This window comes from Microbacterium foliorum, from assembly GCF_003367705.1.
In the GTDB taxonomy this organism is placed as follows: Bacteria; Actinomycetota; Actinomycetes; order Actinomycetales; family Microbacteriaceae; genus Microbacterium; species Microbacterium foliorum.
Genome location: NZ_CP031425.1, coordinates 950,887 through 969,994, shown reverse-complemented (window position 1 = coordinate 969,994; position 19,108 = coordinate 950,887). Strand labels below are relative to the sequence as shown.

The 19,108-nt window shown below is 69.0% G+C and carries 18 protein-coding genes; 5 read left to right on the top strand and 13 right to left on the bottom strand.

Annotation, left to right across the window (positions count from 1 at the left end):
* Positions 1 to 41 precede the first annotated feature (41 nt).
* From DXT68_RS04440 to guaB, 8 genes are all read right to left on the bottom strand, one after another.
* A complete protein-coding gene (locus tag DXT68_RS04440; RefSeq protein WP_045253382.1) occupies positions 42 to 1,826 on the bottom strand; it encodes a sensor histidine kinase in 1,785 nt (594 codons plus the stop codon).
* Complete coding sequence (locus DXT68_RS04435) at positions 1,823 to 2,170, bottom strand: response regulator (RefSeq protein ID WP_045253383.1); 348 nt, start codon at positions 2,168 to 2,170, stop codon at positions 1,823 to 1,825. The genes DXT68_RS04440 and DXT68_RS04435 overlap by 4 nt, the downstream gene beginning before the upstream one ends.
* A complete protein-coding gene (locus DXT68_RS17065; protein WP_167541587.1) occupies positions 2,167 to 2,310 on the bottom strand; it encodes a hypothetical protein in 144 nt (47 codons plus the stop codon). The genes DXT68_RS04435 and DXT68_RS17065 overlap by 4 nt, the downstream gene beginning before the upstream one ends.
* Positions 2,307 to 3,794, bottom strand: a complete 1,488-nt coding sequence (locus DXT68_RS04430; RefSeq protein ID WP_045253384.1) for a glycosyltransferase family 2 protein — start codon at positions 3,792 to 3,794, stop codon at positions 2,307 to 2,309. Before DXT68_RS04430 ends, DXT68_RS17065 begins: the two co-directional genes overlap by 4 nt.
* Positions 3,794 to 4,507: a PHP domain-containing protein gene (locus tag DXT68_RS04425; RefSeq protein ID WP_045253385.1), complete on the bottom strand. Its 714-nt coding sequence runs from the start codon at positions 4,505 to 4,507 to the stop codon at positions 3,794 to 3,796. Before DXT68_RS04425 ends, DXT68_RS04430 begins: the two co-directional genes overlap by 1 nt.
* A complete protein-coding gene (locus DXT68_RS04420) occupies positions 4,504 to 5,493 on the bottom strand; it encodes an ATP-grasp domain-containing protein (RefSeq protein ID WP_045253386.1) in 990 nt (329 codons plus the stop codon). Before DXT68_RS04420 ends, DXT68_RS04425 begins: the two co-directional genes overlap by 4 nt.
* Entirely contained in the window at positions 5,493 to 6,536 is a 1,044-nt protein-coding gene (locus DXT68_RS04415) for a response regulator (RefSeq protein WP_045253387.1), read from the bottom strand. The genes DXT68_RS04420 and DXT68_RS04415 overlap by 1 nt, the downstream gene beginning before the upstream one ends.
* A gap of 189 nt (positions 6,537 to 6,725) precedes the next feature.
* A complete protein-coding gene (gene guaB / locus DXT68_RS04410; protein ID WP_045253388.1) occupies positions 6,726 to 8,228 on the bottom strand; it encodes an IMP dehydrogenase in 1,503 nt (500 codons plus the stop codon).
* A gap of 309 nt (positions 8,229 to 8,537) precedes the next feature.
* Between guaB and DXT68_RS04405 the strand changes: the two genes are divergently transcribed.
* The 4 genes from DXT68_RS04405 to DXT68_RS04390 are packed head-to-tail and all read left to right on the top strand — an operon-like array spanning position 8,538 to position 12,580.
* Positions 8,538 to 9,845 carry a branched-chain amino acid ABC transporter permease gene (locus DXT68_RS04405; RefSeq protein WP_174233229.1) on the top strand — a complete coding sequence of 436 codons (1,308 nt, stop codon included), beginning with the start codon at positions 8,538 to 8,540 and terminating at the stop codon, positions 9,843 to 9,845.
* 2 nt (positions 9,846 to 9,847) lie between these two features.
* The gene (locus DXT68_RS04400; RefSeq protein WP_045253389.1) at positions 9,848 to 10,825 is read left to right on the top strand and encodes a branched-chain amino acid ABC transporter permease; all 978 of its coding nucleotides are present in this window, start codon (positions 9,848 to 9,850) and stop codon (positions 10,823 to 10,825) included.
* A 46-nt stretch (positions 10,826 to 10,871) separates the two neighbouring features.
* Positions 10,872 to 11,828, top strand: a complete 957-nt coding sequence (locus tag DXT68_RS04395; RefSeq protein ID WP_045253450.1) for an ABC transporter ATP-binding protein — start codon at positions 10,872 to 10,874, stop codon at positions 11,826 to 11,828.
* A complete protein-coding gene (locus DXT68_RS04390) occupies positions 11,825 to 12,580 on the top strand; it encodes an ABC transporter ATP-binding protein (RefSeq protein ID WP_045253390.1) in 756 nt (251 codons plus the stop codon). Before DXT68_RS04395 ends, DXT68_RS04390 begins: the two co-directional genes overlap by 4 nt.
* A 170-nt stretch (positions 12,581 to 12,750) precedes the next feature.
* Here the strand turns inward: DXT68_RS04390 and DXT68_RS04385 are convergent, their stop codons facing one another.
* The 3 genes from DXT68_RS04385 to groES form a co-directional block, all read right to left on the bottom strand.
* Positions 12,751 to 14,013, bottom strand: a complete 1,263-nt coding sequence (locus tag DXT68_RS04385; RefSeq protein WP_045253391.1) for an ABC transporter substrate-binding protein — start codon at positions 14,011 to 14,013, stop codon at positions 12,751 to 12,753.
* 145 nt (positions 14,014 to 14,158) lie between these two features.
* Complete coding sequence (rarD, locus tag DXT68_RS04380) at positions 14,159 to 15,094, bottom strand: EamA family transporter RarD (RefSeq protein ID WP_045253392.1); 936 nt, start codon at positions 15,092 to 15,094, stop codon at positions 14,159 to 14,161.
* 160 nt (positions 15,095 to 15,254) lie between these two features.
* A complete protein-coding gene (groES, locus tag DXT68_RS04375) occupies positions 15,255 to 15,551 on the bottom strand; it encodes a co-chaperone GroES (protein WP_017203655.1) in 297 nt (98 codons plus the stop codon).
* A 147-nt stretch (positions 15,552 to 15,698) separates the two neighbouring features.
* Here groES and DXT68_RS04370 point away from each other — a divergent pair, with 147 nt between their 5' ends.
* On the top strand, positions 15,699 to 16,907 hold the full coding sequence (locus DXT68_RS04370) for a class I SAM-dependent methyltransferase (protein ID WP_045253393.1): 1,209 nt from the start codon (positions 15,699 to 15,701) through the stop codon (positions 16,905 to 16,907).
* Between the two features lie 11 nt (positions 16,908 to 16,918).
* Here DXT68_RS04370 and DXT68_RS04365 read toward each other — a convergent pair whose 3' ends face one another.
* Positions 16,919 to 18,055: a hypothetical protein gene (locus DXT68_RS04365; protein ID WP_045253394.1), complete on the bottom strand. Its 1,137-nt coding sequence runs from the start codon at positions 18,053 to 18,055 to the stop codon at positions 16,919 to 16,921.
* Complete coding sequence (locus tag DXT68_RS04360) at positions 18,039 to 19,106, bottom strand: hypothetical protein (RefSeq protein WP_045253395.1); 1,068 nt, start codon at positions 19,104 to 19,106, stop codon at positions 18,039 to 18,041. Before DXT68_RS04360 ends, DXT68_RS04365 begins: the two co-directional genes overlap by 17 nt.
* Positions 19,107 to 19,108 lie beyond the last annotated feature (2 nt).

Sequence of the window (19,108 nt, the reverse complement as noted above, 5' to 3'; positions counted from 1 at the left end):
GGCGAGCCGACCAGGCTATCAGGATCGGGCGACGACGACGATCACTCCCGGTAGTCGACCACCTTGACGACCTCGGTGCGCGGGGTGGCGGGGAGCAGCATCCGGAACTCCGTGCCGACGCCTTCGCTGCTCGCCACCTCCATCGATCCGCCGTGGGCGAGCACGATGGCGCGCGTGATCGTGAGTCCGAGGCCGACACCGGGCACGGCATTGCGGGTCGCGGTCGACGCCCGGAAGAAGCGGGTGAACAGCATGCCCTGCTCGTCTTCGGGGATGCCGACGCCGGTGTCGCGCACGGCGAGCTCGACCGTGCCGTCGAGCACGCGCACGGCCGCGCTCACGCGCCCGCCGTCGCCGGTGAACTTGATCGCGTTGGAGAGCAGGTTGTCGAGCGCCTGGCCGATCCGTCCCGCGTCGACCGAGATCCACACGGGCGCATCAGGCACCTCCGCCGTGATGTCGATCCCCTCGCGCTGCGCGTGCGGCCCGGAGGACGCCACCGCCTCGCGGACGAGATCGACGACGTCGGTCTCCCGGCGCTCCAGCGGGAAGCGTCCCGAATCCACCTGAGCGGTGAAGAGCAGATCGCCGACGAGGTTCAGCAGTCGCTGCGCATTGCGTTCGATGATGTCGACGAACTCCTGCTGGTCGGCCGTCAGCGGTTGCGCCGGATCGTTCTGCAGAAGGTCGAGGAAGCCGATGATCGCGCTCAGCGGCGTCCGCAGCTCATGCGAGATCATGCCCACGAACTGATCCTTCATGCGCGCGACCTCGACGGCCCGTGTCTCATCGGTGATGACGAGCAGGTACCCGTGCTGCGAGCCGTGGGTGTCCTGGTGCGAGGTCAGCGTCACCCGCGCGGGCACGGTCGAGCCCGCCGCGGTCGAGACGTCGACGCGGGTGTCGACCGTCAGCCCCGCATCCGCCTCGTCGAAGAGCGCCCGCAGCCCCGGATGCACCTGATCGGCGGCACGCTCGGCCCCCGCGGGCGCGAACTGCCGGAGCACCGTCGGCTGGAGGAACCGCTCGACACGGACCCCTGCGAGCGCCTCGTGCTCGGACAGACCGAGCAGACGTACGGCACCGGGATTCCAGGCCGAGACCATGCCGCCGCTGTCGATGGCGATCACGGCCTGCCCGGTGATCGAGTTCCAGACGCTGGTGAAGGACTCCGACAGGGTTCGGTACTGCTGCTCGCTGGCGCTCAGCTTCTCGAGCATCGCCTGGTTCGCGACGAGGGCCGCGGTGCGTTCGGTGACGAGCGCCTCCGCCTGCGAGGTGCGCAGCCGCTGCAGCCGTGACATCTCGTTCACGATGGCCCCGACGGTGGCGAAGACGAACGGTCCGATGATGCCGCGGAGCCACTCGATCGGGTCGACGGGCGGATCGACCAGGTACGGCATCAGCAGAGCGATCGAGGTGAAACCCGCGACGATGAAGACCTGGCGGAAGCCCGGCGCTGCGGCGATCCAGATCACCGGGAGCAGCACCAGCGAACCCAGCATCGACGTGGCCCCGCCGGTGCCGGCCCGCAGTGCGCCGATGCCGAGCAGGTCGATCATCGGGACCAGCATCACCACCCAGCCGTCGTAGACGCCGCGGGCGCTCAGCACCGCGGCGAGCACGGTCATGAGGCCGACGAGCGACACCCCGACGATCACCGCGTCGAGGTAGGTCACCAGGGATCCCGGCAGGCTCGCGACGAGAACCGCGGCGACGCCCACAGCGATCGCGGTCGGCGCCTGCTTCATCAGCGGCGTCGGGTCGTCGAAGTACCGTCGCCAGCCGCGCTCCACCTTCGCCTGGACGAGGGCGGTGGTCCTCATCGGCGTACCTCTGCGAGCAGTCGTCGAAGGTCCGCGCCGACGATCGGCTTCGGCAGCGCGGCATCCGCATCGGGATAGTCGGCCTCATCGAGCACCGAGCTCACGATCAGATAGCACTCGGGGAAGCGCGCCCGCACGAGGCGTGCGCACTCGGCGCCGGTGATGCCGGGAAGCAGCAGATCGATCACGGCCACGAGGGGCGAGATGTCCGCGAAGGCCGAGATCGCGGATTCGGCATCGACCGCGGAGAGCACGTCGAAGCCCTCGCGGTCCAGGTACCTCCGCAGCAGAGCCATCTGGTCCGGGCTGTCCTCGACGACGAGGGCCAGCGGCCGCTCGCTCATCGGAGCAGCAGCTCTCGCACGATGACGATCACCACGACGATGCCGAGAGCGCGAAGCGCCTGCGGGATGAGGCGCTTCTCGCGGCGGGCATCCGTCGCGATCTCCTCCTCTTCGGCGCTGCGTGAAGGTGCTTCGGTCATGAGTCGACCCGTCCGATCTTCTCGGTCTTGATCCATACGGCGTCGGCGTGACGCCATTCCTTGATGTACGAGTCGACGGTGATGGCGCACAGCAGCGAGCCGTATCCGCAGACATAGATCAGCAGTCCCGCGAAGAACCGTCCGCCCGGCAGGGGCTCGACCGCGCGCGCGAGCCAGACCCCGAGCAGCGAGAGTGGCCCCCACAGATAGAACACCACCGCCCAGCCCCACCGCGTCTCGTCGGTGAACGCGAATCCGAGCTCGCTCAGCCCCGCTTCGAAGAGCCACGGGAACAGGGCTACCGCCATCAGGAACAGCGCACCGAGGCCGGGGAACATGAGGGCTTCGCGCCAGGACTGGCGACCGATCCGGGCGTCGAGCTGCACCGCAAACAGCATCGAGAAGAGATGGACGCAGGCGGCGAAGATCCACATGAACCGGAAGACGAACTCTGCGATGTCGCTGTGCAGGAGCAGCAGCACGAGCAGTGCGGAGGCCGCGAGGATCATGAACGCCGGAAGGAGCAGGATCGTGAACCACGCGAGCCCGAACGCGAAGCTGCCCAGGTTGTGCACCGTGCTCGGGCGGAACCACAGATGCCGGTAGATCGATGTCAGCTGCACGTTGCCACGGGCCCAGCGCAGGCGCTGCTTCCAGAGGCCGTCGATGGCGCGCGGCTCCTCTGCCAGCACCACCGCGTGCGGCTCGAAGACCATCCGCCGCCCGGCCAGCTGCCCCTCGAAGGTGGTCATCGTGTCCTCGGCGAGAGTGCCGACCGGGATCCGTCCGCCGATCGCCTCGAGGTTCGCGCGCGAGTGCAGCTGCGCTCCGCCGGCGAGGCAGGCGATCGCGCCGCCCACGTTCTGGGCGCGGCGCGCCGAGAGCTGGCTGATCACGTACTCGATCGCGATGAAGCGCGTGAGGTAGTTGCGGTCGCGGCTGCCCTCCGCGATGTACGCGGTCACCGCCCCGACCTTCTCATCAGCGAGGTGCCTGCTCATCTTCCGCAGCGAGTCGCGCGCGAAGATGACGTCGGCATCCATGATGAGCACGGCCTCGGTCCAGTCGTCCGAGAGCACGACATCGAGGCCGTGGTTCAGGGTATGCGCCTTGCCCTGACCGCCCTGGTCTCGCCGCAGATGCACCACGCGCCCCGGGTACGCCGCAGCCTTGGCCGCGACCACTGCGGGAGTGTCATCGGTCGAGGCGTCGTCGATGACGAAGATGCGCAGTCGATCTGCCGGGTACTCCAGCTGGGTCAGTCGATCGATCGCCTGGCCGAGTACCAGACCCTCGTTCCACGCGGGGATCAGGACCGCGACCGTCGGGTGGTACGGCACGGCCTTGCCGTAGTGGTTGCGGAATGCGTGCAGGGGCAGGACGAGGAACTGCAGCGCGGTGTTGATCACCGGGAGCGTGCCCACCAGCACACACAGGAGCAGGACGACCACGACCGCGGTCTCGACACCGTTCAGGACGGGCATCAGGGTGCGTCCCCGCCGTCGAGGAGTGCGGTGAGACGCGGATAGCGACCGACGTCGGCGGCGACATGGCTGTCGGTCGATGCCACGATGACGGCTCCGGCGTCGCGCAGCGCATCGAGCACGGTCACCCCCGGGCACACCCACTTCTCGTTGACCTCGACCATCGTGTCGGTCCGGGCGGCCTCCGCCGCCCACGCGCCGATGCGCTCGACCCCCAGATCGTCTTCGGACAGACCGATCTTGGGCAGGAGCGAGAAGCAGTGCGCGAGCTGATTGCCCGGGTGGCGCTGCATCGCCGCGATGAGCGCCGCGACGAACTGGTCGAGCACGTCGTCGGTCGACCAGCCCTCGGCGATGCGCTCCCGCACCGCCGACGGGCCGAGGGGCCCGTCGAGCCCGGGGAACTGATGGTCGGCGATCAGGATGCGGTCGATTCCGCGAGGCAGCGCGGGGATGTCGAGCTCGCCCGACGCGTCGAGGATCTTCGCCTCGACGCCCGTGAGCACCGTCAGCCCCTCGGGCACCTGCAGCGCGTGCACGGCTTCGAGGTACTCGGGAACCCAGGTCGTCGACCGGCGCACGTGATCGACGAGGCGGACGGTCTCGAGTCCCACCGCAGCGGCCGCCGCGACGTTCTCGGCGAGCGTCGAGACGGCGTCGTCCGAGAACGTCGAGTGGACGTGGTGGTCGCCGCGCAGCAGGGGGTGGGTCACAGCTCCTCCTGGTGCCCCGCGTGATCGGAGATGAGGATGTCGTCGACCTCGACGATGATGTCCTCCAGGTACCGCACCGAGGCGACCTCGCGGAACGCGACCGTCGCGGGGAGGTCGCGGCCGAGGAACAGGTCGGCGACCAGCGAGGGGATGTCCACGCCCGCCGCGATGGTGAGCGGGAGCGCTCCGGGGAATCGCGGATTGACCTCGAGCAGCACGGCACGCCCGGCGCGATCGCGGCGGAGCTGCACGTTGGCCACACCGACCAGACCGATCGCCCTGGCGATCTCGGCGGCGGCATCCTCGAGCTCGGCGTCGTGCACCGTGCGTCCGGCGATCGCGACACCGGAGTCGACCCTGGCACGGGTGCGCGGCACCGCGGCGACGACCGCTCCCGAGGCGTCGGCGATCACATCGACCGAGTACTCCTCGCCGGGGAGGAAGTCCTGCACGATGAGTCCCTCATCGGTCGGGAGCTCGTCGAGGGCGGCACGGTCGGGAACCAGCCGGATCCCTCGGCTGCCCGCGCCCTGGCGCGGCTTGGCGAACACCGGGAACTCCCAGTCCACAGCCTGCGCATCGGGTCCGGCGAGCACCGTGCGCGGGGTGAGCCCGGTCGGCGCGCACCGCTCGGCGAGGAGCATCTTGTCGAGTGCCACCGAGAGGGTGTCCTGCGAGGGGGCGGCGAGCACGGCGGGAGCGAGTTCGTCTCGGCGTCCGGCGAGGGCGATCAGCTCGACGTCCACCGTCGAGATCACGAGATCGAGGCGGTCGTCGGCGACCATCCGCGTGATCGCGGGGACGAAGTCCTCGTCGCGACCCGGGGGGACGAGCCGCCGGTGCGACGCGGGCACCAGGTAGATCCCGCTCGCCCAGCCGTCCATGTCGGCGGCGAAGACCTCGAGGTCGGAGCGCCGAAGCAGCGAGCGGATCACCGCGACACCGGCGGGTCCGCCTGCTCCGGTGACGAGTACGCGTGCGGTCATCAGTTCTCCAGACGTGTGAGTTCGTGGGCGCCGATGAACTCGGCGGTCTCTCGGATGACCTCCAGCGGCTCGATCGCCACTCCCCCGCCGAAGCGCGACCAGTATCGCGCCGTCGCGGTGACGAACTCCGGCTCGAGGTAGTCGCGGGTCGCCGTCTGCGATCCGAAGCACTCGAGCAGACGCAGCTTGTGCCCGATGTACTGATCGATGCGCACGAAGCGGGTCGGGCGGAAGTCGATGGTGGCAGAGGGGCTCTGGTAGCACGCGACGGTCCCGACGCGGCGGGTGGCCGCGATGGTCGCCTCGCTGACGGCGCGGTGGTCCTGGTGCCGATCATTCGAGGAGTGCGTGTAGACGATGGTCGGCTGGACCTCCGCGACGACCTCCTCGATCAGCCGCACGGTGGCGCCGCCGCCGGAGATCTCCGTGTCGACGAGGTCTTTGACGAACAGTCTCGCCCCGAGCATCTCGGCGGAGGCGAGCGACTCGTGCTGGCGGCTCTCGGCGTCTCCGCCGCGTGCCCCGCGGGAGAGCGTGAGGATCGTGATCTCGTCGCCCGCCTGGGCGTGGGCGGCGAGCAGGCCGCCCACGCCGATCTCGACGTCGTCGGGGTGCGCACCGATCGCGAGCACGACCTCGCGCGGGCGGCTCGCCTCCTTGCGCGCGCGTCCCTCCGCGACGAGCCGCGTGACGGCCTCGACCAGACGGGCGTTGTCGAGCGGTTTGGTGAGGAACTCGTCGGCCTGGGCGCGGAGCGCCGAGACCGCGTACTCGACGGAGACGTGGGCGGTCATCACGATCACGGGAAGGCGCGGATCGGCCTGGCGCAGCTCGGCGAGCAGCTCGAGTCCGTCGAGGCCGGGCATCTCGATGTCGGTCACGACCACATCGGGAGTGAACGTCGAGAGTCGCTCGACGGCGGTGCGTCCGTCGTGGGCGAGCACGACCTCGCATCCGGCTCGTCTCTCGAGAACGGTCTTCACAAGAAGGGCGACGTCGGGGTCGTCATCGACGACCAGGACGCGTGGGGCATCCTGAGGCATGTGTGCGGCTCTCAATGGGGAGGTCCCCTGCCGGACTGGGGATCCGGCGTGCCACCCCCTGCGCTCTTCGCGCCGGGAGCTCGAGGGGAAGTCGAGCGGTTGTAACTAGATACTCGCATATACGGGCGTCTTCGCGGGCAACGACGAAGGGGCCGGATGCGATCGCATCCGGCCCCTTCTTCGTGTCGCTCAGCGCTTGTAGTTCGGCGCCTCGACCACGATCTGCACGTCGTGCGGGTGCGACTCCTTGAGTCCCGCCGCCGTGATGCGCACGAACTTGCCGCGCTGCTTGAGCTCCTCGATCGTGCGGGCGCCCACGTAGAACATCGACTGACGCAGGCCGCCGACGAGCTGGTAGGCGACGGCCGCCACCGGCCCCCGGTACGGCACCTGACCCTCGATGCCCTCGGGGATGAGCTTGTCGTCGCTGGGCACATCGGCCTGGAAGTAGCGGTCCTTCGAGTAGGACGTCTGCTTGCCGCGGGTCTGCATCGCCCCCAGCGATCCCATGCCGCGGTACTGCTTGAACTGCTTGCCCGACTGGAAGACGATCTCACCCGGCGACTCGTCGGTCCCGGCGAGCAGGGAGCCGAGCATGACCGCGTCGGCCCCGGCGACGAGCGCCTTGGCGATGTCGCCCGAGTACTGCAGTCCGCCGTCCGCGATCACCGGCACGCCGGCGGGACGAGCGGCGAGCGAGGCCTCGTAGACGGCCGTGACCTGGGGAACCCCCACACCGGCGACGACGCGGGTGGTGCAGATCGATCCCGGTCCGACACCCACCTTGACGGCGTCCACGCCCGCGTCGACGAGCGCCTGCGCGCCCTCACGGGTGGCGACGTTGCCGCCGATCACGTCGATGTGGGCGAAGCTCTCGTCGGCCTTGATGCGCTTGACGAGCTCGATCACGCCCTGCGACTGACCGTTCGCGGTGTCGACCACGAGCACGTCGACACCGGCATCGCGGAGTGCCTCCGCGCGCTCCCACGCGTCGCCGAAGAATCCGATGGCCGCACCCACGCGCAGCCGGCCCTGGTCGTCCTTGGTGGCGAGCGGGTACTTCTCGCTCTTGTCGAAGTCCTTGATGGTGATGAGACCGGCCAGACGGCCCTCGTCGTCGATGAGCGGCAGCTTCTCGACCCGGTGGTGCGCGAACAGGGCGATGACCTCGCCGGCGGCGACGCCGACGGGAGCCGTGACGAGGCCCTCGGAGGTCATGACATCCTTCACGAACGTCGTCTGACGCTCGAAGCCCGAGACGAAGCGCATGTCGCGGTTGGTGATGATGCCGACCAGGCGCCCGTCGGGGTCGACGACGGGAAGACCGGAGATGCGGTACTTGGCGCACAGCGCGTCGACCTCTTCGACCGTGGCATCGGGCGAGGTCGTGATCGGATCGGTGATCATGCCGGACTCGCTGCGCTTGACGCGGTCGACATGCGCAGCCTGATCGGCGATCGAGAGGTTGCGGTGCAGGATGCCGATGCCGCCCTCCCGGGCCATCGCGATCGCCATGCGCGACTCGGTGACGGTGTCCATGGCGCTCGAGAGCAGGGGGGTCGCGACCGAGATGCGGCGGGTGATGCGCGACGAGGTGTCCGCCTCGCTGGGGATCACGTCGGTGTGGCCGGGAAGAAGCAGCACGTCGTCATAGGTGAGTCCGACGAAGCCGAAGGGGTCGTGCTGTTCCATGGATTGTCCTCCTGCGGGCGGTATCTCGGGCGAGGGTGTACCAATTCTAAGCGCCGGGAGGCCCCGGAAATTCCCGAGGGCCACCGCCGCCGCGAGGCACGGACGCGCGCGGGGTCGTGGGTCATGGGCAACTTCGTGATGGGATCGTTCCCAGCGTGAGCAGATCGTGCCTTGGTCGAAACAGAGCCGACACATTACGCTCATACCGTCGTACATCAAGGCCGATGCACAACTCCGTCGCTGGCCTGTGTACCGGGTGGAGGTTCTGTGCGTCCGACGATCTCGGCGAATCGAAGCGGAGTGCGGTGGATCACCGTCCTCCTGGCATCGCTTCTCGCCATCGCATTCCTCTGGTTGCAGCCCCCCTCCGCGGCCTCCGCCGAAGAGACGGACGACGGTCAGGAGATCACCGACTTCTACTTCGCCGGTGTCATCACCTTCGACGACGCACCGGTCGAGGGCGTGGTGATGACCATCGAGGGCAACGGCTTCGAGGGCGAGACCGAGACGGATGCCGAGGGCAAGTGGCGCCTGTACGTGCCCGAGAAGGAGACGTACACCCTCACCGTCGACGAGGAGACCCTGCCCGAGGGCGTGATCGTCGACGCCGCGCTGCTCCCCGAGGGCGCGCAGCCGATCGCCGGGACCACGGCGTCGTTCGAGGTCGAGTTCGGTCTCACCGGCACCAAGATCACCAACCTCTTCCTCGGCGAGGGCGAGCGGATCACCGTGTCGTTCATCGACCAGCTCGCCTCCCGACTCGTCGGCGGCCTGAACTTCGGCCTCCTGCTCGCGCTCGCCTCGATGGGTGCGGCGCTGATCTACGGCACGACCCGCCTGTCGAACTTCGCCCATGCCGAGATGGTGACGTGGGGCGGTCTGGTCGCCCTGGTCACGACGAGCTTCTGGCATCTGCCGCTGTGGCTCGGGATCGCCGCGGCGGTGATCGGCGGAGGGCTCTTCGGCTGGGCGCTCGACGCGGGCATCTGGCGGCCGCTGCGGCGGCGCGGCCTGGGCATCGTGCAGCTCATGATCGTCAGCATCGGCCTCTCGCTCGCCCTTCGCTACGTGTTCCAGTACATGATCGGCGGCGGCACGCAGCAGCTGCCCGGCGCCAGCCCCGAACCGATCCGCCTCGGCCCGATCTCGCTGTCGTACATCGACATGATCGCTATGGCCGTCAGCATCGTGGTCATCATCGGGGTGGCCTGGTTCCTCACCAGGACCCGCATCGGCAAGGCGACGAGGGCCATCTCCGACAACCCGCAGCTCGCGGCGGCGTCGGGGATCGACGTCGACCGCGTCATCCGCTACGTCTGGATCCTGGCCGGCACCCTGGCCGCGATCTCCGGCATCCTCTGGGCGTACTTCCGCCCCGGCGTGAAGTGGGACATGGGCATGCAGATGCTCCTGCTCATCTTCGCGGCCATCACGCTCGGCGGGCTCGGCACCGCGTTCGGCGCCCTCGTCGGCTCGCTCATCGTGGGCATCGCGGTCGAGGTCTCCACGCTGTGGATCCCGTCCGACCTCAAGTACGCGAGCGCGCTCGTCGTGCTCATCGTCATCCTCCTGGTGAGGCCGCAGGGCCTGCTCGGACGCAAGGAAAGGTTGGGCTGACGATGGACTTCGGAAGCATCTTCTCCAACACGGCCGTCTACCTGTTCAGCCCCGTCACCATCGCGTACGCGCTGGCGGCGACCGGGCTGGCGGTGCACTTCGGCTACGCCGGTCTGCTCAACTTCGGCATGGCCGCGTTCATGGCCGTCGGCGGCTACGGCTACGCCATCTCGGTCCTCTCCTTCGGGCTCCCCTGGTGGGTCGGCATGCTCATCGGGTTGTGCGGCGGCGCCCTGTTCGCCATCCTCCTCGGCATCCCGACGCTGCGGCTGCGCGCCGACTACCTCGCCATCGCGACGATCGCGGCCGGCGAGATCGTACGCCTGCTGTTCACCACCCAGGTGTTCGACGAGTTCACCAACTCGGCCGACGGTCTCGCGCAGTACAACGGCGGGTTCCGCGACGCGAACCCCTTCCCCCCGGGCACCTACGGCTTCGGGCCCTGGACCTACACCGCCAACGACCTCTGGAACCGCGTGTTCGGAGTGGTGCTGCTCGCGGTGTCGATCCTCGTGGTCTGGGCGCTGATGCGCAGCCCGTGGGGGCGGGTGCTCAAGGGCATCCGCGAGGACGAGGATGCCGTGCGCTCGCTCGGCAAGAACGTCTTCGCCTACAAGATGCAGGCGCTCGTGGTCGGAGGCATCGTCGGCGCGGCGGGCGGGATCGTGTTCGTGCTCCCCTCCGCCGTCGTGCCCGGCAGCTACACGACCTCGCTCACGTTCTTCCTCTGGACCGTGCTGCTGCTCGGCGGCGCCGCGACGGTCTTCGGACCCACGCTCGGTGCGATCCTGTTCTGGGTCGTGTTCGCCTTCCTCGCCAACCTGCTCCCGAGCATGGCGAAGGCCGGCCTCCTGCCCATGTCCGACAGCCAGGCGTCCACGCTGGTGTTCATCTTCGTCGGCATCGCCCTGATGCTGCTCGTGATCTTCCGACCTCAGGGCATCCTCGGAGACAAGAGGGAGATGACCTTTGTCAAATGAACTGACCCCCGACGAGAGCGCCGCAGTGGCGCCCTCCACCGGCAGCATCCGGCGCCCCAAGACCACGGGACTCACGAAGGGGCCTGCAGCCCCCGGGGTCGCGAAGGTCGACCCGATCCTCGTCGTCGATGCCGTACAGCGCCGCTTCGGCGGCCTGACCGCGGTCGACGTGGATCACGTCGAGATCCCGCGCGGCGCCATCACCGCCCTGATCGGACCGAACGGCGCGGGCAAGACGACCCTGTTCAACCTGCTGTGCGGGTTCGACAAGCCGAACAGCGGGTCGTGGTCGTTCGACGGCACGAATCTGTCGGGCGTGCCCTCTTTCAAGGTGGCGCGGATGGGCCAGGTGCGCACGTTCCAGCTGACCAAGTCGCTGTCGCTGCTGACGGTGCTCGAGAACATGAAGCTCGGCGCCCCGAATCAGCGCGGCGAGGGATTCTGGTCGAGCCTGTTCCCGTTCCTGTGGCGAAAGCAGGACCAGGAGATCGAGGTGAAGGCGCGTGAGCTCCTCGCCCGCTTCAAGCTCGACGCCAAGGAGAAGGACTTCGCCGCCGCGCTGTCGGGAGGCCAGCGGAAGCTGCTCGAGATGGCACGGGCGCTGATGAGCGACCCGACGCTGGTGATGCTCGACGAGCCGATGGCCGGCGTCAACCCGGCGTTGACGCAGTCGCTGCTCGACCACATCCTCGACCTCAAGGACCAGGGCATGACCGTGCTCTTCGTCGAGCACGACATGCACATGGTGCGTCATATCGCCGACTGGGTGGTCGTGATGGCCGAGGGGCGCGTGGTGGCCGAGGGCCCGCCCGAGGAGGTCATGGAGGATCCGGCCGTCGTGGACGCGTACCTCGGTGCGCACCAGGACGTCGATCTCGGTGCGGTGACCGGCCGCATCCCGGTGCTCGCCGACACCGCGGCCGTGAAGCTGCGCGAGCAGATCGAAGCAGAGGCCGAGGCAGAGCTCGGCGCCGCCGAAGACACCCAGGAGGGACGCGCATGAGCGATGACGCATCTGTGAAGAACGACCACGTCGTCGTCGAGCTGAAGGACGTGCACGCCGGGTACCTCCCGGGGGTGAACATCCTCAACGGCGCCAACCTCGTCGCCCGCAAGGGCGAGCTGATCGGCATCATCGGTCCGAACGGCGCCGGCAAATCGACTCTGCTGAAGGCGATCTTCGGCCTCGTGAACGTCCGCGACGGCGAGATCACCCTGAACGGCGACAGCATCGTCGGCCTCAAGGCCGACAAGCTCGTCAGACGCGGCGTCGGGTTCGTCCCTCAGACGAACAACGTGTTCCCCTCGCTCTCCATCGAGGAGAACCTGCAGATGGGGCTCTACCAGAACCCCAAGGCGTATGCAGAGCGGCTCGAGTTCGTCACCGGCATCTTCGCCGAGCTGGGGAAGCGCCTCAAGCAGCGCGCGGGCTCTCTGTCGGGCGGTGAACGGCAGATGGTCGCGATGTCGCGCGCCCTGATGATGAACCCGTCGGTGCTGCTGCTCGACGAGCCGTCGGCCGGTCTCAGCCCGGTGCGTCAGGACGACGCGTTCATCCGGGTCTCCGACATCAACAAGGCCGGAGTCACCACCATCATGGTCGAGCAGAACGCCCGGCGCTGCCTGCAGATCTGCGACCGCGGCTACGTGCTCGACCAGGGCAGGGACGCCTACGAGGGCAGCGGACGCGACCTGCTCAACGACCCGAAGGTGATCGGTCTGTACCTGGGCACGCTGGGCACCGACGCCGCCTGAGCGGCACAGACGAAGAGGGGCGGATGCTGCGGCATCCGCCCCTCTCGCGTGTCCCGACGCCGGACGTGTCCCGACGGCGGGCGGTCCCTACGCGGGCACGCACGACGAAGGCCCCGGATGCAGCGTCCGGGGCCTTCGTATGTGCGATCAGCAGGTGCGGTGACCGATGATCAGTTGGTGCGCTCGATCATGTTGTCGGCACCGTACTTGTAGATGCCGATCGAGGCCCCCTGGGGGTCGCCCGCCTCGTCGAACGTGACGTCACCGGAGTAGCCGTCGTAGTCGGCCGTTCCGCCGTCGTTGATGATCTTGGCGCAGTCGGCGAAGCTGGTGCACTTCTCGCCGTCGCCCGAACCGCCCGAGACCTCCTGCATCTTGGCCGCGATGTCCGCGCCCTCGGTGGAGTCTGCGGCCAGCGACGCCAGCGCCACGAGCACGACGGCGTCGTACGCCTCGGCCGCGTAGGTGAAGTCCTTGACCTCGCTGTTGCCCTCACCCGTCCAGTACGTCTGCAGACGGTCGGTGAAGTCGTCGGCGAGCGCGGGGCCGGCCTTCGTGCCCTGTGCACCCTCGAGCGAGACCGGGATCTCGTCGCCGTAGTCCGACAGGTTTCCGTCGACGAGGTAGAACTTGTCGGCGGAGATGCCGGCGTTCACCAGCAGCGGCGCGAGGGTCTTGAACTGGTCGAACGACACGATCGCGACCGCGTCGGGGTTCTGCGCCTTGATCGTCTCGACCTGTGCGTCGAACTGCGCGTCGCCGACGTTGAACGACGCCTCGGCGACGACCTCGCCGCCGGTGCCCTCGAACGTCTCCTTGATCGCCGCGTCGAGGCCGGTGCCGTACGCGTCGTTCTGGTAGATGATGCCGAGCGACTTGGCGCCGTCCTCGGCGATCAGGTTGCCGAGCACCTCACCCTGCAGCAGGTCGCTGGGGGCGGTGCGGAAGTAGAGTCCGTCGTCGTCCCACGCGGTGAAGTCGGGCGAGGTGTTCGAGGCGGAGATCTGCAGGATGCCTGCGCTGACGTTTCCGTCGAGGATCAGCTTGGAGACACCGGATGCCGCGGCACCCACGATGGCCGAGACGCCGGCACCCTGGAGCTTGGTGATCGAGGTCTCGTAGGCCTTGGTGTCGGTGTCGCCCTCGTCCTCGGCGGTGAGGTCGATGGTCACACCCGCCTTGGCGTCGTTGATCTCCTTGACCGCGAGGCCCACGCCGGACTCCATGGGCGGGCCCAGGAACGCCAGCGAGCCGGTCTGCGGAAGCAGCGAGCCCAGCTTGAGAGTCAGATCGGCGGCGGAAGTGCTGCCGCCGCCGTCGGACGAGTCATCCGAGGGGGTGCTGCTGCAGCCTGCGACGACGATCGCCGAGACGCTGAGCAGCGCGACTCCCGCGAGGAATCGGGCGCTGCGCGAGCGCGTGAATGAGGTCATGATGCTCCCTTGCGTGACTGGCCGTGGATTGTGACCACGGTCGGGTGGCTCTAACACTAGGACTGAAAGGCTTCGCATAGGGGTCGCCGATGTTTCGGTGCGTTAACGATCCGCCACCGGGTCACGCGCCGCATGATTCCGCCGTTCAGATCGGTTTCGAGCGCCCGTTCCGACGCCCGCGACGGGTGGCGATCACGAGGTCGACGAGGAAGACGGCGATCGCGACCCAGACGAAGACGAAACCCACCCAGCGCTCGATCGGCATGGGCTCGCCGAGCACCACGGCGCCGATGATGAACTGCATCACGGGCGTCACGAACTGGATCATCCCGATGACCGTCAGGTCGATCCGCCGGGTCCCCGCGGCGAACAGCAGCAGGGGCACCGCGGTGGCGACGCCGGCGAGAGCCAGCAGCACGGCGTGCCCCGCGCCGTTGGCCCCCATCGTGAGGCCGGAGCCGGTGGCGACGAGCACCAGCTGGACCACGGCGATGGGGATCAACCAGAACGACTCGAGGGTCAGCCCGCTGATCGCGTCGACGGCCGGGCCGATCTTCTTCTTGATGAGCCCGTAGACCCCGAAGGAGACGGTGAGTGAGAGTGCGATCCAGGGGAACGAACGGTACAGCACCACGATCACGATCACCGCGGCCGAGGCGATGCCGACGGCCACCCACTGCAGCCGGCGGATGCGCTCTTTGAGCACGAACACCCCGAGCAGCACCGTCATGATCGGGTTGATGAAGTAGCCGAGGCTGGTCTCGACCACGTTGTGGCTGAGCGTGCCGAACACGAAGACCTGCCAGTTGACGTAGATCAGCACGCCGGCCAGGGCCGTCCATCCCAGCAGCCGGGGCTGACGCACGATGGCACCGAAGGCCTGCCATCCTCGGGTCACCGTGAGCAGGATGACGCAGAACAGGAGCGACAGGAGCACCCGCCAGGCGACGACCTCCCACGGTCCTGTCGGTGCGAGCAGCAGGAAGTACAGGGGCAGCACGCCCCAGAGCAGATAGGCGCCGCCCGCGTAGGCGACACCGGCCGTCTGCGTGGCGCGGGTGGCGGTGCTCGTGGGGGTCACCGGACAACCCTAGTGCCGCGTCACCTCGGCCATCGGCGCGGCATCGTGCACGGCCGGAGAATGGCAGGAAAGCGCGCAGACCTGGCGGGCGCCGGACTCGTCACGCACACGGAAAGGGCCCGGATGCGAGATGCATCCGGGCCCTTTCGAAGACGTTGTCTCAGCGGACGACGACCGCGAGCACGTCGCGTGCCGACAGGACGAGGAACTCGTCTGCGCCGAACTTCACCTCGGTGCCGCCGTACTTGCTGTACAGGACACGGTCGCCCACGGCGACGTCGAGCGGAACGCGGTTGCCGTTGTCATCGATGCGGCCGGGGCCAACGGCCACGACCTCGCCCTCCTGGGGCTTCTCCTTGGCGGTGTCGGGGATGACCAGGCCACTCGCGGTGGTCTGCTCGGCCTCGACCTGCTTGATGACGATGCGGTCCTCGAGCGGCTTGATGGAAACCGACACGGTCTACCTCTTCTTTCTTGACGCTGACAGGAAGACTTTTTCGCACTCTCAACCCGAGAGTGCTAACACCCAGTGTAGGGCGTCGGCTGGCACTCATGCAATGCGAGTGCCAATCGCGCCGGCCTCGCCGCCGCCTAAGCTTGCCGGGTGGAGATGTCCGAGCTGCGTGCACTGCTGACCCCCGAGGGCCTGGAGCTGCTGGACGCTCTCGGCCCGATCGAACAGGGCGCCGATGTCGCCAGGGCCGTGTCGCGCCTGCGCGCGGCGGGCCACTCCCCCGACCTCGTGTCGGCCGTGGTGGGTCAGGCTGCGCTGCGCTCGCGCGGCCAGGCGAAGTTCGGCGACTTCGCCGCGCGGATGCTGTTCACGCGCGCGGGTCTCGAGCAGGCGACGCGCCTCGGCGTCGCCGCGCGGCATGCCCAGCGGATGCGCCGCGCCGGCGTCACCGCCGTCGCCGACCTGGGCTGCGGCATCGGCGGCGACTCCCTCGCTTTCGCCGGTGCCGGGCTCGACGTGTCGGCGGTCGATGCCGACGAGGTCACCGCGGCCATCGCCGCCTACAACCTCGCGCCCTTCGCCGACAGCGCCACGGTCGCGCACGGGACGGCGCAGGAGCACGCGCCGACGGAGACGGACGGCACGACGGCGATCTGGATGGACCCCGCCCGCCGCACCGCAGGACACGGCGAGACCCGCCGCGTCTCGTCCGACGACTACTCCCCACCGCTGGACTGGGCGTTCGAGCTCGCCTCCCGCGTCCCCTCCGGCATCAAGCTCGGCCCGGGGCACGACCGTGACGCCCTCCCCGCCGATGCCGAGGCCCAGTGGGTGAGCGCGGAGGGCAGCGTCGTCGAGCTCGTCCTGTGGACGGGGGCACTCGCACGCGAAGGGGTGCGCCGCGCAGCACTGGTCATCCGCGGCGAGCGCTCGCACGAGCTGACCGCCGGTGCCGACGCCGACGATGCGCCGGTGCGCGAGCTCGGGGCGTTCCTGCACGAACCCGACGGGGCGGTGATCCGCGCCCGTCTCATCGGCGACGTCGCGCGCTCCCTCGAGGCGGGGATGCTCGACGAGCGCATCGCGTACCTGACCTCGGACTCAGCGCTGACCAGCCCGTTCGTGCAGAGCTTCCGGGTGCGCGAGACGATGCCGGCCAACCCGAAGGCCATCAGCGCCGTCCTCAAGTCCCACCGGATCGGCACCCTCGAGATCAAGAAGCGCGGGATGGACATCGACCCCGCCGCCTTCCGCAAGAAGCTCGCGCTCAGAGGCGATGCCGCTGCCACCCTGATCCTCACCCGAGTGGGCGACCAGCGACGGGCGATCCTCGCCGACCGGGTTCCCGCGGCCGGATAGCCGGAGCGCGGTCAGCCGGCATCCGTGCCAGAGGCGGACGCCGGCGCGTCGTCGCTCACCACGAGGTACGGGGTGCCGCTGCGGGTGAACGAGAGGAGCACATCCGACGTGACGGTCCGGCCCGCCCCCTCGTCGAACGTCACCGTTCTGATGCCGATCCCGGCCTCGCGGGATTCGCCGGCGCGCACGCACTGGGTCGCGTCGAGGGCGTCGACGACCAGGCAGTCTTCGGTCACCGCGCCCGTGGTGCGCTGACCGAACCAGACGGGCTGCTCCTGGAAGTCGCCGACGATCGAATAGGTGTACTCGTCGAACCCCTCGTCCGCGAGCTGCTCCGCCCGATCCCGCTCCGCCCCCTCGAACTGCGACATCCAGTCGTTCCCGCTCGTGTCCCAGCGCTGCACGACCGCCACGAACTCACCCGTGGTCGCGCGCGCCGCCGTCGCAGAGAGCTGCTGCGCAGGCTCGTCGTCGTCGCCCGCCGGGGTGACGACGCTCACTCCGAATCCCCAGCCTCTCTCGAGATCCTCGGTGGGAGCGCACTGCGTCGACGACTCCGCCGCGACGTCGAGGGTGAGGCAGCTCAGCTCACCGTCATCCTTCGTGGCGAGCCAGACCAGCGCATCGTCGTCCTGGCCGATCGCCCTGAGGCTCCCCGGGTCGTACCCGCCGTCGTCCTGGAGCGCCGCCCGCCGCTCCTGCTGCGCCGCGGTGAGGGAGATCCCGTCGCCCTTCTCCGCGAACACCGCCCAGCCCACGCCGAGCCCGACCAGCAGAAGGGCGGCCGAGGCGGCGACGAGCGAGGTCCACCTCCTGCGGCTCCCCGCAGGCGGCACGGTGTCGGCCGGAGCGGCAGGCGTCGCGGTATCACCAGGAGTCGCGGCATCGTCAGGAATCGCGTCACCAGCAGGAGTCGCGGCACCAGCAGCAGGCACGGCATCACCGTCAAGGGTCGGATCGACGGCAGAAATCGCATCGTCGAGGGGCACAGGATCGCCGGCGTCGCCGGCGTCTCCTGCGGTCCGTACGACACGGGCCGATTCGAGGGCGGCCAGACGCGCGGCATCCGTGTCGGAGAGTCCACCGCCGCGCCCGTAGGCCCTGGCCTGCAGCGCTCGCAGTTCGGCAGCGTCACTCTCGTGCGGCATCGTCGCCCTCCCCGTCCCTCGTGACCGTGAGGTATCCCTGACCGTAGCCGAACCGGTACTCGTAGCGGGTGATCCCGTCGCCGTCGTCGACGACGAGTCCGAGCGACCTGTCGGTCTCGGCCAGCATCAGACTGTCGTCGCACACCATCGGCGGCGAGGGACTCGAGCCGTCGATGACCAGACAGTAGCGCTGCGTCGCCTTGTCGACGCCGACCCAGATCGGCGTCTCGCCGTCGTAGCCGACGACCATGATCGAGCGCCGGTCGAGGCCGACATCCTCTGCGAGGGAGACCGCGACAGCCGCCTCCTCGGGAGTCGCGAACTGGGCCGACGACTGCGGCATCGACATGTAGCTGCTGGTGACGATCGCAGGTGCGCCGTCATCGGTCAGGTACATGTACGCGTCGACATCCAAGGTCTGCGAGTCGTCGACCACCGTCACGAGGCTGGCGCTCACCCCCTGCGCCAGCGCCTGCTCACGAGTCGTGCAGGCGGGGGCCGTCGACTCGGCATCCCCCAGCACCACGCACACCTGCGTGCCGTCATCCTTCGTGGCGTACCAGACCACCACGCCCCGCTCCTCGCGCAGCGCGCGCACCGAGCCGGGGTCGTACCGCCCCGAGGCCACGATCGCGTTCTGCCATTCCTGCTGCGTCGACGTCAGCGACATCGACGAGATGCCCCGATCGGCGAACAGCAGCCATCCCGCCCCCAGGCCGAGCACCACGCATACCGACGCCAGCAGCAGAGCGCTGCGCCCGCGCGTCCGAGGCGAAGACGGTGCGGATCCCTCCGCGCCGTCGTCCTGCGAGCGCGGCGCGGGCGCAGGGGCGGACTCTGGCGCCGGATCGACCGAGACGGATGATGCACCATCAGCGCCCGAGGGACCCTGAGCCGTCGGCTGCTCGGATTCCGCACCTGACGAGGATGCCCGTCTCTGCGCCTCGAGTCGGCGCAGCCGAGCCACCTCGTCGACCCGCAACGCCCCGTCGCGGCCATACGCACGCTCCTGCAGCGCACGAAGCTCGAGCGCCTCCTCGGCACCGAGCATCC

Coding starts and splice junctions, on each gene's coding strand:
- DXT68_RS04440 (WP_045253382.1), bottom strand. CDS start 1,826: ATGAGGACCACCGCCCTCGTCCAGGCGAAGGTGGAGCGCGGCTGGCGA.
- DXT68_RS04435 (WP_045253383.1), bottom strand. CDS start 2,170: ATGAGCGAGCGGCCGCTGGCCCTCGTCGTCGAGGACAGCCCGGACCAG.
- DXT68_RS17065 (WP_167541587.1), bottom strand. CDS start 2,310: ATGACCGAAGCACCTTCACGCAGCGCCGAAGAGGAGGAGATCGCGACG.
- DXT68_RS04430 (WP_045253384.1), bottom strand. CDS start 3,794: ATGCCCGTCCTGAACGGTGTCGAGACCGCGGTCGTGGTCGTCCTGCTC.
- DXT68_RS04420 (WP_045253386.1), bottom strand. CDS start 5,493: ATGACCGCACGCGTACTCGTCACCGGAGCAGGCGGACCCGCCGGTGTC.
- DXT68_RS04415 (WP_045253387.1), bottom strand. CDS start 6,536: ATGCCTCAGGATGCCCCACGCGTCCTGGTCGTCGATGACGACCCCGAC.
- guaB (WP_045253388.1), bottom strand. CDS start 8,228: ATGGAACAGCACGACCCCTTCGGCTTCGTCGGACTCACCTATGACGAC.
- DXT68_RS04400 (WP_045253389.1), top strand. CDS start 9,848: ATGGACTTCGGAAGCATCTTCTCCAACACGGCCGTCTACCTGTTCAGC.
- DXT68_RS04390 (WP_045253390.1), top strand. CDS start 11,825: ATGAGCGATGACGCATCTGTGAAGAACGACCACGTCGTCGTCGAGCTG.
- DXT68_RS04385 (WP_045253391.1), bottom strand. CDS start 14,013: ATGACCTCATTCACGCGCTCGCGCAGCGCCCGATTCCTCGCGGGAGTC.
- DXT68_RS04365 (WP_045253394.1), bottom strand. CDS start 18,055: ATGCCGCACGAGAGTGACGCTGCCGAACTGCGAGCGCTGCAGGCCAGG.
- DXT68_RS04360 (WP_045253395.1), bottom strand. CDS start 19,106: ATGCTCGGTGCCGAGGAGGCGCTCGAGCTTCGTGCGCTGCAGGAGCGT.